We start from the raw sequence: 12035 nt of genomic DNA on the forward strand, positions 1-12035 counted from the left end.
CATCGGACACAACCCGGTATCAACGCTCCGTGATTCCGGTATGCCACAATCCGCGACACCCGTAAGGCCGTCCGCGCGCCGCCCCGCCGTCACCGCAGGCGGGCGCCCCTGACGGCCCCTCCGGGCAGCAGGTCGGCCGCGAGCAACTCCTCACTCTCCGTACCGCCACCCGCACGCCGGGTGCGCAGCCAGGCCCGCTTGAGCAGCAGATGTACGTCCGCCTCCCAGGTGAAGCCCATGCCGCCGTGCACCTGGAGGCAGTCGCGCGCGCCGCGTACGGCGGCCTCGTCGGCGAGCAGCCGGGCGGCCGCGATGTCGGCCGGGTCGGCGGTGACGGCGGCCGCGTAGACCGCCGCGCGGGCGACCTCGACCCGCACCAGCAGGTCCGCGCACAGATGCTTGACCGCCTGGAAGGCGCCGATCGGCTGCCCGAACTGCTCGCGCGCCCGGGCGTGTTGCACGGCGAGCTCGCACGCGCGCGTGGCCGTGCCGAGCTGCTCGGCCGCGGTGAGGAGAACGGCGACGGGATCCACGGCCGCCGAGACGCCCGGAACTCGGTGCAGCGGCGTCAGCGGATCAACCGACCGCAGCGGCACGGCCCCGCCGGCCTTCCCGCACACGACGTCCGCCTCCGTCAGCCACTCCACCAGCCCGCCGGCGTCCACGGCCGCCACGACCGTCTCCCCGTCGGCCGCGCCGGGCACCCGGCCCGCCGCGAGGTGGGTGGCCACGAGCGGCCCCGGCAGCAGGGCGCGGCCGGCCTCCTCGAACGCCAACACGGACTCGGGCAGACCGAGTCCGACCCCGCCGTCCGCCTCGGACAGCCGCAGCGCGAAGAACCCGGCCGCCCCCAGCTCCCGCCACAGCGCCCGGTCCAGCCGCCCCGGCCGGTCCACGGCGGCCCGCAGCGCCGCCCGGTCGAAGCGGCGCGCCAGCAGCCCCCGTACGCCGTCCCGCAGCGCCCGCTGGTCCTCCGTCAGTCGAAAACGCATGTCGGAGAGTCACCGTCCCTTCGGCAGGCCCAGGATCCGTTCGGCCACGATGTTCCGCTGGATCTGCGAGGTCCCCGCCGCGATGGTGTACGAGAGGGAGGAGAGCCGGTCGTGGACCCAGGGGCGGTCGGCGTCGAGGGACTCGTCGCCCAGGACGTCGGCGGCCGTGTCGTACAGCTCCTGGCGGGCCTGCGAGTACCTCAGTTTGAAAACCGAACCCCCGACGCCCGGCAGGCCGCCTTCGGCCTCCGCCGCGCTCACGTTCCACTGCGTCAGCCGCCACAGCGCCCGGAACTCGGCATTGAGGGCGCCCAGCCGCCGCCGCACGGCGGGATCGTCCCAGCGCCCGTTCCCGCGTGCCTGCACGGCGAGTTCGCCCAGCACGCGCCGACAGGCGACGACCTCGCCCACAAAGGCGGTGCCGCGCTCGAACGACAGCGTCACCATCGTCACCCGCCAGCCGTCGTTCTCCTCCCCCACCCGATGGGTGACCGGCACCCGCACCTCGTCGAGGAACACCTCGGCGAACTCGGCGGATCCGGCGAGGGTGCGCAGCGGCCGTACGGTGATGCCGGGGGCGTCCATGGGCATGGCCAGCCAGGTGATGCCCCGGTGCTTGGGCGCCGCCGGATCCGTGCGGACCAGCAGTTCGCACCAGTCGGCGACCTCCGCGTGCGAGGTCCAGATCTTGGACCCGCTCACCACGTAGTCGTCGCCGTCGCGCCACGCGCGCGTGCGCAGCGCCGCGAGGTCCGATCCGGCGTCGGGCTCGCTGAAGCCCTGGCACCACACCTCCTCGCCGCGCAGGATGGGCGGCAGCCAGCGGGCCCGCTGCTGCGCCGTTCCCTCGGCGGCGATCGTCGGCCCGGCGTGCAGCAGTCCGACGAAGCCGGCCCCCACGTAGGGCGCGCCCGCCTTCTCCGTCTCCTCCAGGAAGATCAGGCGGACGCCGGGCGAGGCCTGCCAGTGCACGTCGGCGTACCCGGCCTCGTACAGCGTCCGCTGCCAGCCGAGGTCGTAGGCGCGGCGGCCGGGCCAGTCGTCCGGTGAGGGCTTCGGCGCAAGCGTGGGCAGCACCTTGCCGAGCCACTCACGCAGCCGGGCCCGGAACTCCGCGTCCTCGGGGCTGTCCGCGAGGTCCATGGTCCTGATCCCCCTGCCCTGGTCCTGGTCCGGCCCCGGCTACCTGTCGAGGTCCAGGTCGAGCATGCGGATCGCGTTGCCCCGCATGAGCTTGTAGACCGTCTCGTCGTCGAGGCCCTTGACGTGGTCGAGGGCGACCTCCTTGGTGTGCGGGAAGGTCGAGTCGACGTGCGGGTAGTCGGTCTCGAAGGTCGCGTTGTCGCGCCCCACCACGTCCAGTGACGCGACCCCGTGCTTGTCGCGGAAGAAGCAGCAGAACATCTGCCGGTAGTAGTACGTGGACGGCGGCTCGGGGACGACATCCCTGACCCCGCCCCACGCGCGGTGCTCCTCCCAGACGTCGTCCGCACGCTCCAGGGCGTACGGGATCCAGCCCATCTGACCCTCGGAGTAGGCGAGTTTCAGGCGCGGGAACTTCACCAGCACCCCGCTGAAGAGGTAGTCCATCATCGAGGCCATCGCGTTGTTGAACGAAAGGGACGCCTGGACGGCCGGCGGTGCGTCCGGCGAGGCGGCCGGCATCTGCGAGGACGAACCGATGTGCATGTTGACGACCGTGCCGGTCTCCTCGCACACCGCGAAGAACGGGTCCCAGTAGCCCGAGTGGATCGACGGCAGCCCGAGGTGGCTGGGGATCTCCGAGAAGGTCACCGCGCGCACCCCGCGGGCCGCGTTGCGCCGGATCTCGGCGACCGCCAGGCCGACGTCCCACAGGGGGATCAGGCAGAGCGGGATCAGCCGCCCGCCGCTGTCCCCGCACCACTCCTCGACCATCCAGTCGTTGTAGGCGCGCACGCAGGCCAGCGCGACCTCCTTGTCGTGCGCCTCGGCGAAGGTCTGTCCGCAGAAGCGGGGGAAGGAGGGGAAGCAGAGGGAGGCCTCGACGTGGTTGAGGTCCATGTCCGCCAGCCGGGCCTTCGGGTCCCAGCAGCCGCGCCGCATCTCCTCCCGGGTGATGCCCTCCAGCGTCATCTCGTCCCGGTCGAAGCCGACGGCGGCGATGTTGCGCTTGTAAGGGAACTTCAGGTCCTCGTAGATCCACCAGTCGGTGGGCTGGCCGTCCGGATCCATCGTGATCTGGTACTTCCCGGCGACGTAGGCGAGCTCGCCGATCCCGGCGGTGAGGGGCTGCGGCCCCCGGTCCCGGTACTTCTGCGGCAGCCAGGTCGCGAAGAGGTGCGCGGGCTCGATCACGTGGTCGTCGACGCTGACGATGCGCGGCAGTTCGGTGCTCATGGCTTCCCCTCCGCCTGGCGGAACGCCAGTTGTCCGATGGACGTGTTCCGGATGTCCGAGTTATCTGATGACCCGTCAGATCAGTGCTCCCCAGCAGGCTAGCCCCCGCCCCCTGGACCGACAAGGCGACCAGCCCTACGCTCTGCCAAAATCTGGCAGTCCGTCAGTTACACCAGGGGGCCGACGTGAACGACACCGCCACCGCCACCGCCCACGAGCTGAGCGCGTCCCGCACCCTGTGGGACCTGCTCGCCCGCCGCGCCGACCTGACCCCCGGCCGCCGGGTCCTCCTCCAGGACGACCGGGCCCTGACCTTCGGCGAACTGCGCGAGAGCGCCGAGCGGGTCGCGGCCGGGCTGCACGACATGGGGGTACGCCCCGGCACGGTCGTCGCCTGGCAGCTGCCCACCCGCCTGGAGACGGCCGTCCTGTCCTTCGCGCTGGCCCGCCTGGGGGCCGTGCAGTCGCCCGTCATCCCCTTCTACCGCGACCGCGAGGTCGGCTTCGCGCTGCGCGAGTCGAAGGCGGAGTTCTTCGCGGTGCCGGGCGTCTGGCGCGGCTTCGACCATGCCGAGATGGCACGGCGGCTGGGCGCGAAGGGCGTCTTCGAGGCATACGACGAGCTGCCCGACGGGGACCCGGCCGTGCTTCCGCCGCCGCCCGCCGAGGGCACCTCGGTGCGCTGGATCTACTGGACCTCGGGCACCACCTCCGACCCCAAGGGCGTGCTGCACACCGACCGTTCGCTGATCGCGGGCGGCTCCTGCCTCGCCCACGCGCTGCGCCTCACCGCGGACGACGTCGGCTCGATGGCGTTCCCGTACGCCCACATCGCCGGCCCCGACTACACCGTCATGCTGCTGCTCTACGGCTTCCCCGCGGTGATGTTCGAGCACTTCGCGCTGCCGGACGCACTGGACGGGTACCGGCGGCACGGGGTGACGGTCGCGGGCGGGTCGACGGCGTTCTACTCGATGTTCCTAGCCGAGCAGCGCAAGCGGCCGGACACGCCGCTCATCCCCTCGCTGCGGCTGCTCGCGGGCGGCGGAGCGCCCAAGCCGCCCGAGGTGTACCACGCCGTCGTGCGCGAGATGGGGGTGCAGCTGACCCACGGGTACGGGATGACCGAGGTGCCGATGATCACCATGGGGGCGCCGGACGACACCGCGGAGAACCTCGCGACGACGGAGGGCCGGCCGCCGGAGGGCATGCGGATACGCGTGGTGGACGGCGAGGTGCGGCTGCGCGGCGAAGCCGTGTGCCAGGGGTATCTGGATCCCGCCCAGACGGCCGAGGCGTTCGACGCGGAAGGGTTCCTGCGCACCGGCGACCTGGGGCATGTGACCGGCAGCGGGCACCTGGTCCTCACCGGGCGGCTGAAGGACGTCATCATCCGCAAGGGGGAGAACGTGTCGGCCAAGGAGATCGAGGACCTGCTCGCCGCCCACCCGGCCGTCGGTGACGTGGCGGTGATCGGCCTGCCCGACGCGGAGCGCGGGGAACTGGTGTGCGCGGTGGTGGAACGGGCGCCGGGAGCCGGGGAGCCGTTGACGCTCGCGTCGATGACCTCGTATCTGCGCGCGGGCGGCCTGTCGGTCCACAAGCTGCCGGAGCGGCTGGAGACGGTGGACGCCCTGCCCCGCAACGACACACTGCGCAAGGTCCTGAAGTACAAGCTGCGCGAACGCTTCTCCCGCTGAGTGCGGCTCGGATACATGTGGCTCGGGTGCGTGTGGCTCGGGTGGGTACCGGTCGGGTGGGTACCGGTCGGACGACCGCCGGTCGGGGGCTGCCGGTCGCGTGGCTGCCGGTCGACCGGGTGCCGTCGCGTGGATGCCGGTCGGCTGCGTGCCGTCGCGTGACCGCCTGTGGCCGCGTGCTACTCGGCGACCGTGAAGTAGCGGGCGAAGGCGGGGACGATCTCCGCCTCGCCGACCTTGCCGTCCGCGTCGGCGTCGAGGACGTCCGCGGCCCCCCGGGCGACCTCTTCGGGCGCTCCGAGCGCCCTCAGGACGCGCACCGTGTCCGCGACCGTGGCCCGGCCGTCACCGTCGGGGTCGGCGATGTCCAGGGCCGCGTGCAGGAAGGGGCGGGCGATCTCGGCGAACCGCTCCGGGTTGTCGCGCAGGCGCTTGACCGCGCCGTTCACGAACTCGTCCCGGCTGATGCGCTGGTCGCCGTCCCGGTCGGCGATGCCCGCCATGCCCTGCCAGAACGCCTCGGCGCCCGCGTACAGCGCCTGCCCCTTGTCGGACCGGGCCGCCGTGCCGAACTCGGCGAGCAGCGCCTTGGCCGCCGCGCCGAAGTCCGCCCGGTCGATGTAGCCGTTGCCGTCCTGGTCGAAGGTGGCGAACCGGGCGGCGATCCTGCGTTCGTACTCACTGCTGACCATGTCTTCTCGGGCCGCCTTACGTCATCGCGTGGAGATTCTGCTGAGAGTGCTTCCGGCAGGGAGCGTACGACGCCGACGACTCCCGGGCGGCGGGAAAGCGACGCCTGTGCCAAGACCGGGGAAATTCCGGGACGAGGGTGTAGCGGAGTCAGCCCCGTCCGGGCCCGCGCGGGCCTACGCCGAGAGCGGTTCCGTCCCGTCGTCCACGGCGGCATCGAGGTCGCCGTAGACGTCGAAGAGGCGGCGGACGCCGAGCGCGCCCAGCACCCGGTTGACGTGGGAGTCCTCCGCCGCGCCCCGCGCGGGAAGTATCAGGCGCAGCCGGCCCCGGCAGGAGCGGATGAGGCGGCGCGAGGCGATGAGGACGCCTACGCCGCTGGAGTCGCAGAAGTACACCTCGGAGAGGTCCAGGACGAGACTGTGGCGACCTTCGGCCACCTCGTCGTGCACCTTCTGACGCAGTACCGGCGACGTCACCAGGTCCAGCTCGCCCGACACCTGGAGCACGGCCCATCCGCCCTGCTCCCAGCCGGTCACTTTGAAGGCCACCACCACGCCCTTCGCTCGCTGTAGCTCGCGGAAAACGGAAGCTGTCCCTTCGCTTCCTTGCAGCGCGGCTGCCCAGCGGCCGTGCCCCGAAACACCGAAGGAAAAACAGAAACGGAGAGAAAGAGGCTTGTTCCAGTCTTATCCCGTCCGGTTCGATCCCTCCCTGTCGGGTACGCGCCGCCCATACCACCCTCTCGCGGACAGGGGGCGCACATTGAAACAAAGGGGCGTGCGTTGTCGGACGTGCCGACTACATTCGAGGTGACGGTGGACGCACGCTGGACACACACAGACAGAGGCACGCGCACGGGTGAGGGGGCCGCATGGCGAAGAAGGACGCACCGCCCCGCTGGGACCGCAAGATGCAGCAGCGACTCGCGCGCGGTGAGGCCGCCGCCCTCGGCGAGCTCTATGACCGATTCGCTTCGCTCGTGCACGGTCTCGCCCACCGCGTACTCGGAGACGAACGAGCGGCCGACGGCATCACCCGCGAGGTCTTCGCGCATGTCTGGGAACACCCCGACGCCTACGACCCGAAGCAGGGCCCGCTGCGCACCTGGGTCGCCTCGTTGACCCACCACCTCGCCGTGCAGCGCCTGCGCGCCACCGAGACCGCCGCGCTGGCCGAGGCCGGTCCCGGCTCCGCCGAGGCGACCGAGGAGCTGGAGCTCAGGGTGCGGCACGCCTCCGTCGCCGCCCGCGCCGACTACATCGTCCAGGCCATGCCCGCCCCGCTGCGCGCCGCCCTGGAACTCGACTACTTCCAGCGGCGCGACTACCGCCAGACCGCGGCCGACCTCGGCGTCACCGAGGACGAGGCCCGCCGCCGGCTCCGCCTCGGTCTGCAACTCCTGTCCACCGCCCACGACTCGGCGGCCCCCGGGGCACCGCCCGAATACGGGGGTGCGGCGTGAGCGGCGAGAACGGGTTCCCACCGCCCGAAGACGGCGGAAACGAAGAGGACATGAAGAGGCACCAGCAGACGGACCCGGAGAGGGACACGGAGAGGGACGGGAAGAGGCACCAGGAGAGGCCTCCGGAGGAGGGCGGGGCAACGGCGTCCGGCGACCACGACAACGGACCGAGCGGCCCCGGCGCTTCCGGCGGCAACGGCTTCGGTGACACCGACTCGGGGGGCCGCGACTCGGGGGGCAGCGACTCGGACGGCGGCGGTTCCGGTGACGGAAACGGCACGTCCGCGGCGGGCGAACCCGGCCGCCCGCCGCGCATCCCGCTCCCCCGCGCCTCCGTGGAGGACAGCGGGCTGCCGCTGCCGCCCGCGGAGCCGGCCGGCCCGGGACCGCTCACGCTCGAGCACCCGGTGCTCAAGTCCCTGCTGGGCGCCTGGGCACTGGCGGCCTGCTCGGCCGAGGAGACGGCGGCCGTCGAGGAGCACCTCGGCGACTGCGGAGCCTGCGCGGACGAGGCACGGCGGCTGCGCGAGGCGGTCGGCCTGCTCCAGCGCCCGGAGAGCCTCGACCTCGACCCGGGCCTGCGCACCCGCGTCCTCGACGGCTGCCTGAACCGGCGTCCGCCCCGCATCCCGGTGCCCGTCTGGGCGGCGTCGTACGACGCCGAGACCGCGCGGCTCGACGCCCTGCTCCAGGACTTCGGGGACGCCGAGTGGCACGCGCCGGTGCGGCTGCGCTGGTTCCGCGGCGAGGGGGCCACGAGCCGCCGGACCACCGTCGCCGGAGTCATCGCCCACCTGCTCGCCGTGGACGGGCTGGTGGCCGTCGCCCTCGGGCTCGACGACCCGCTGACCCCGTTCACCACCGGCGACAGGCCGGGCGGTGCCGACGAGACGAACAAGACGGACGAGACGGACGAGACGGACGAGGCAGAGAAGACGGACAAGGATCACGGGCGGGACGGCGCGACCGGGACGGGCGGGTCGGGCGGGCAGGTGGACACCCCGGCCCGGCGCACCGAGTCGTTCTGGGCGGGCTCGCACTTCCCGCCCACCCGTTCCGTGCGCGGCCCCTGGCGCGAACAGACCCACGCCCTGGTGCGGACGGTGTCCTTCACCGGCGGAGGCCCCGGCACCCTGCCGGTGTCGTACGGCGGCTTCGAACTGCCCCTGCGCGACGCGATGCTGGACCGGGCCTTCGAGTGCTGGGTGCACGCCGAGGACATCGCGGAAGCGGTCGACTACCCCTACGCGCCGCCCTCCCCACGCCACCTGCACGGCATGATCGACCTCGCCGCGCGGATGCTGCCCGAAACCCTCGCGGCCCGCCGCCGCGCGGGGCTCACCACGCCCTCGCGCACCCGCCACCTGGTGACCGCGGGCCACCCCGGCCGCAGTCTGCGCCTGGAGATCGAGGGCTCGGGCGGCGGCCAGTGGCTGATCCCGCTGGACTCACCGGGCGCGGTGGGCTCCGCCGACCACGAGGTGGCTCACGTCGCCCTGGACGACGTGGAGTTCTGCCGCCTGGCCGCCGGCCACGTCTCCCCGGAGGAGGCGGCGGCGGGCCAGCTGGGCGACCGCGAGGCGATCAGGGACGTACTGTTCGCGGCGGCGTCACTGAGCCGGATGTAGCCGGATGCGGCTGATGTGACCCCCTGCGGCCCGCCATGGCCGGACAAGGGCGGCCCGGCGCCGGGCAGGAGCGCCGGCGGGACGGCCCGCCGATGCCCGCGACGACTCGCGACGCCTTACTGCCTACGGCCTACGGCCTACGGCCTACGGCGGCTCGCGACGGCTACGCGAAGACGACCGTGCGCCGCCCGTTGAGCAGGATCCGCCGCTCCGCGTGCCACTTCACGGCCCTCGCCAGTGCCTGGCACTCCACGTCCCGCCCGACGGCGACGAGCTGGTCCGGCGTGACGCCGTGCCCCACGCGCTCGACCTCCTGCTCGATGATCGGCCCCTCGTCGAGGTCGGCCGTCACATAGTGCGCCGTCGCTCCGATCAGCTTCACGCCCCGCGCGTGCGCCTGGTGGTACGGCTTGGCGCCCTTGAAACTCGGCAGGAAGGAGTGGTGGATGTTGATGATCCGGCCGCTGAGCTGCTTGCACAGGTCGTCGGAGAGGACCTGCATGTAGCGGGCGAGGACGACCAGCTCGACGTCCTGCTCCCGGACCAGCTCAAGCAGCTGGGCCTCGGCCTCCGCCTTGTTCTCCCTCGTCACCGGGATGTGGCGGAAGGGGATGTTGTACGAGCCCACCAGCTCGGCGAAGTCGGTGTGGTTGGACACCACGGCCGCGATCTCCACCGGGAGCGCGCCGATGCTGGCGCGGAACAGCAGGTCGTTCAGGCAGTGCCCGAACTTGCTGACCATGAGGACGACGCGCATCTTCTCGTCGGCCCGGTTGATCTGCCAGTCCATGTGGAAGGAGTCGCCGATCGCCGCGAAGCTCGCCCGGAGCTTGTCCACGGTCACCGGAGGCTCGGCCGAGAAGTGGACGCGCAGGAAGAACAGACCCGTGTCGTGGTCGCCGAACTGCTGACTGTCCTCGATGTTGCAGCCGGTCATGAAGAGATAGCTCGACACGGCGTGCACGATGCCCTGCTTGTCGGGGCAGGAAAGGGTGAGGACGTACTGGTCGGCGGCGTTTGCTGCGGCTCGGGCGGGCTGCGCGTTCATGCCCGACAGGGTCGCACACCGGCCACCGCCGTGGTCAATCGTCCCGCAGGACGGAACACGGCGTCCGCCCCGCTCCCCCGGCCCGGCGCGCGGCCTACGCGGCGCGCGTCATGATCCGCAGCACCTCGAGGGTGCGCGGCGGCGCGTCGGCGTCGTCACCGTCGCTGGCCGCCATCCGCACGTGCGCGTCCCGCGCCGCCCGTACCGCCTCAGGCCACGCCTCGTGGTCGACGTACGCGGAGACCGGGGCGTCCGGCCCGACCTGGTGCATGATCCGCAGCACCCGCAGCACGGCGGTGTCCACGAGGGCCGCCTCCTGCGAGTCGCGGAAGATCGTGCCGACGTACTTCTCGGCGGACCAGTTGTCGAGCCAGGTGTCCTCGACGAGGCGGTACACGGCGTCGGTGACGTCCCCGTACCCCTCGACGCCGGCCAGCCAGACGTTCTGCTGGAACACCGGGTCGGAGAGCATGTGCAGCGCGGAGCGCACATTGCTGCGCCAGCGCCACCACGGCATGTCGTTGAGTGGCATGCCGCCCATGGTGGGGGAGCGACGGCCGCGACGGGAAGAGTTCTCCGAACCTTGCACGGTCATAGATCGTACGTTTCCGCGTCCCACGTACCGCAGGTGCCCCCGTAATTCACCTTGCCGTCACCAGTCGTTGACCGTGGGTCACTCCCAGGTTAGCGATGTGACGGAATCGTGCGTGTCCATGACCGGCAAGCGACGCACATCAACGCGAAGCACCCTCCTCCCCAGGTCCTTCCGCTTCACCAGGTCCGTCAGAGCGACCGCCCTCTCGGCGGGTGCCCTGGCCGCCTGCGCGTCACTCGCCGTCGGCTGCGGGGTCGTCCCCGGTGTCTCGGGGGGTTCCGGGGACGACCCGATCGTCGTCATGACGTGGGCGCCCGAGGAGACCTCCGCCACCAACAAGCCGGGCATGCCCGCCTTCGCCCTCGCCTACGCCCGCTGGGTCAACGCGAACGGCGGCCTCAACGGCCACAAGCTCAAGGTCCTGACCTGCAACGACCACAACGACGCCGTGTCCGCGGCGTCGTGCGCCCGGCGCGCGGTCAAGGAGAACGCGGTCGCCGTGGTCGGCTCCTACAGCCAGCGCTCCGACGCCTTCTTCCCGCATCTGGAAGGCGCCGGCATCCCCTACATAGGCGGCTACGGCGTCACGAACGCCGAGTTCACCAGCCCGCTGTCCTACCCCGTCAACGGCGGCCAGCCCTCGCTGCTGGCCGGCCTCGGCAAGGAGCTCGGCGCGACCTGCGGTCCGGTCTCGCTCGTCCGACCCGACACCCTCGCCGGCGACGCGCTGCCCCCGATGCTCAACGCCGGACTGACCGCGGGCGGGCACGACAAGGCCGAGGACCAGCTGGCTCCGGAGGACGCCACCGAGTACGCGACGCAGGCCGAGGCCGCCATGAGGAACGCGACCGGCGATTCGGCCGGGGACGGGAAGGGGTGCGTGGTGACCGCGCTCGGGGACCGCACCGCCACCTTCATGGACTCGTTCCGGCGCACCCGCGCGGACTACCCCGACGTCCGCACCGGCACCGTCCTCGGCAGCGTCGACCAGACGGTGATCAACGCCGCCGGTGCCGCCTCCGGACCCTTCGAGGGGGCTTACGTCACCGGCTGGTACCCGGTGACGAGCGACCCCGCCTGGGCGCCGATGAAGAAGGTGATCAGCGAGGAGGCGTTCTCCGACACCCGGATCGACCCCACCGACACCGGCGTGCAGACCACCTGGATCGCCTACACCGTGTTCCGGCAGGCCGTGGAGTCACTGGACGGCGGCGAGGTGACCGCCGACTCCGTACGGGGCGCCCTGGACAACGGGCTGAAGGTCACCACGGGCGGGCTCACGCCGACGCTCCGCTGGGAGTTCACCGACCAGCTCGCCTCCATCGGCTTCCCCCGCCTGGTCAACGCCGACGTCACCCTCCAGGCCGTGCAGAAGGGCCGCCTGGTGGCCGCCAAGAAGGGCTTCGTGGACGTGACGAAGACCCTGGAGAAGGCCGACGTCGACTGACCCGTCCCACCCTTCGCCCGGCCGCCCCACCCTGTCACCCGCCCCACCCGGCCGGCCCCGGTCCCACCCCTGGGACGGCGCCGGCCGGTCC

The 12035-nt window shown here is 72.1% G+C and carries 11 protein-coding genes; 4 read left to right on the forward strand and 7 right to left on the reverse strand.

All coding sequences use genetic code 11. The features are described 5' to 3' along the window. Positions 1-89: 89 nt before the first annotated feature. Genes QQM72_RS20400 through QQM72_RS20410 form a run of 3 tightly spaced genes read right to left on the reverse strand, consistent with a single transcriptional unit; the run spans position 90 to position 3371 of the window. Positions 90-992: an acyl-CoA dehydrogenase family protein gene (locus QQM72_RS20400; RefSeq protein WP_314222294.1), complete on the reverse strand. Its 903-nt coding sequence runs from the start codon at positions 990-992 to the stop codon at positions 90-92. A 9-nt stretch (positions 993-1001) separates the two neighbouring features. After that, positions 1002-2135, reverse strand: a complete 1134-nt coding sequence (locus QQM72_RS20405; protein WP_314222295.1) for an acyl-CoA dehydrogenase family protein — start codon at positions 2133-2135, stop codon at positions 1002-1004. 39 nt (positions 2136-2174) lie between these two features. Next, complete coding sequence (locus tag QQM72_RS20410) at positions 2175-3371, reverse strand: amidohydrolase family protein (protein WP_314222296.1); 1197 nt, start codon at positions 3369-3371, stop codon at positions 2175-2177. A 185-nt stretch (positions 3372-3556) separates the two neighbouring features. On the opposite strand from QQM72_RS20410, the gene QQM72_RS20415 reads away from it, so the two are divergent. After that, entirely contained in the window at positions 3557-5071 is a 1515-nt protein-coding gene (locus QQM72_RS20415; RefSeq protein WP_314222297.1) for a class I adenylate-forming enzyme family protein, read from the forward strand. A gap of 179 nt (positions 5072-5250) precedes the next feature. Here the strand turns inward: QQM72_RS20415 and QQM72_RS20420 are convergent, their stop codons facing one another. After that, entirely contained in the window at positions 5251-5763 is a 513-nt protein-coding gene (locus QQM72_RS20420; protein WP_054243966.1) for an EF-hand domain-containing protein, read from the reverse strand. A gap of 174 nt (positions 5764-5937) precedes the next feature. After that, the gene (locus tag QQM72_RS20425) at positions 5938-6318 is read right to left on the reverse strand and encodes an STAS domain-containing protein (protein ID WP_314222298.1); all 381 of its coding nucleotides are present in this window, start codon (positions 6316-6318) and stop codon (positions 5938-5940) included. A 317-nt stretch (positions 6319-6635) separates the two neighbouring features. On the opposite strand from QQM72_RS20425, the gene QQM72_RS20430 reads away from it, so the two are divergent. Together QQM72_RS20430 and QQM72_RS20435 are read left to right on the forward strand one after the other, a co-directional pair. Further along, positions 6636-7226: a sigma-70 family RNA polymerase sigma factor gene (locus QQM72_RS20430; RefSeq protein WP_314222299.1), complete on the forward strand. Its 591-nt coding sequence runs from the start codon at positions 6636-6638 to the stop codon at positions 7224-7226. 50 nt (positions 7227-7276) lie between these two features. Continuing rightward, positions 7277-8854 (forward strand): anti-sigma factor family protein, encoded by a 1578-nt coding sequence (locus QQM72_RS20435; RefSeq protein WP_314222300.1) that lies wholly within the window; start codon positions 7277-7279, stop codon positions 8852-8854. A 163-nt stretch (positions 8855-9017) separates the two neighbouring features. Here the strand turns inward: QQM72_RS20435 and purU are convergent, their stop codons facing one another. Both purU and QQM72_RS20445 read right to left on the reverse strand, forming a co-directional pair. Beyond that, the gene (purU, locus tag QQM72_RS20440; RefSeq protein WP_314222301.1) at positions 9018-9902 is read right to left on the reverse strand and encodes a formyltetrahydrofolate deformylase; all 885 of its coding nucleotides are present in this window, start codon (positions 9900-9902) and stop codon (positions 9018-9020) included. A 94-nt stretch (positions 9903-9996) separates the two neighbouring features. Beyond that, positions 9997-10497, reverse strand: coding sequence for an SCO4402 family protein (locus QQM72_RS20445; RefSeq protein ID WP_078615735.1), 501 nt, complete (start codon positions 10495-10497; stop codon positions 9997-9999). A gap of 118 nt (positions 10498-10615) precedes the next feature. Between QQM72_RS20445 and QQM72_RS20450 the strand changes: the two genes are divergently transcribed. Next, on the forward strand, positions 10616-11944 hold the full coding sequence (locus QQM72_RS20450; protein ID WP_314222302.1) for an ABC transporter substrate-binding protein: 1329 nt from the start codon (positions 10616-10618) through the stop codon (positions 11942-11944). The last annotated feature ends 91 nt before the right edge of the window (positions 11945-12035 follow it).

Source organism: Streptomyces zaehneri (assembly GCF_032248645.1).
Lineage (GTDB): Bacteria > Actinomycetota > Actinomycetes > Streptomycetales > Streptomycetaceae > Streptomyces > Streptomyces coriariae.

Bases quoted from the DNA above. Each gene is read 5' to 3' on its own strand.
- QQM72_RS20400 (WP_314222294.1), bottom strand. From the start codon at position 992: ATGCGTTTTCGACTGACGGAGGACCAGCGGGCGCTGCGGGACGGCGTA.
- QQM72_RS20405 (WP_314222295.1), bottom strand. From the start codon at position 2,135: ATGGACCTCGCGGACAGCCCCGAGGACGCGGAGTTCCGGGCCCGGCTG.
- QQM72_RS20410 (WP_314222296.1), bottom strand. From the start codon at position 3,371: ATGAGCACCGAACTGCCGCGCATCGTCAGCGTCGACGACCACGTGATC.
- QQM72_RS20420 (WP_054243966.1), bottom strand. From the start codon at position 5,763: ATGGTCAGCAGTGAGTACGAACGCAGGATCGCCGCCCGGTTCGCCACC.
- QQM72_RS20430 (WP_314222299.1), top strand. From the start codon at position 6,636: ATGGCGAAGAAGGACGCACCGCCCCGCTGGGACCGCAAGATGCAGCAG.
- QQM72_RS20435 (WP_314222300.1), top strand. From the start codon at position 7,277: ATGAAGAGGCACCAGCAGACGGACCCGGAGAGGGACACGGAGAGGGAC.
- purU (WP_314222301.1), bottom strand. From the start codon at position 9,902: ATGAACGCGCAGCCCGCCCGAGCCGCAGCAAACGCCGCCGACCAGTAC.
- QQM72_RS20445 (WP_078615735.1), bottom strand. From the start codon at position 10,497: ATGACCGTGCAAGGTTCGGAGAACTCTTCCCGTCGCGGCCGTCGCTCC.
- QQM72_RS20450 (WP_314222302.1), top strand. From the start codon at position 10,616: ATGACCGGCAAGCGACGCACATCAACGCGAAGCACCCTCCTCCCCAGG.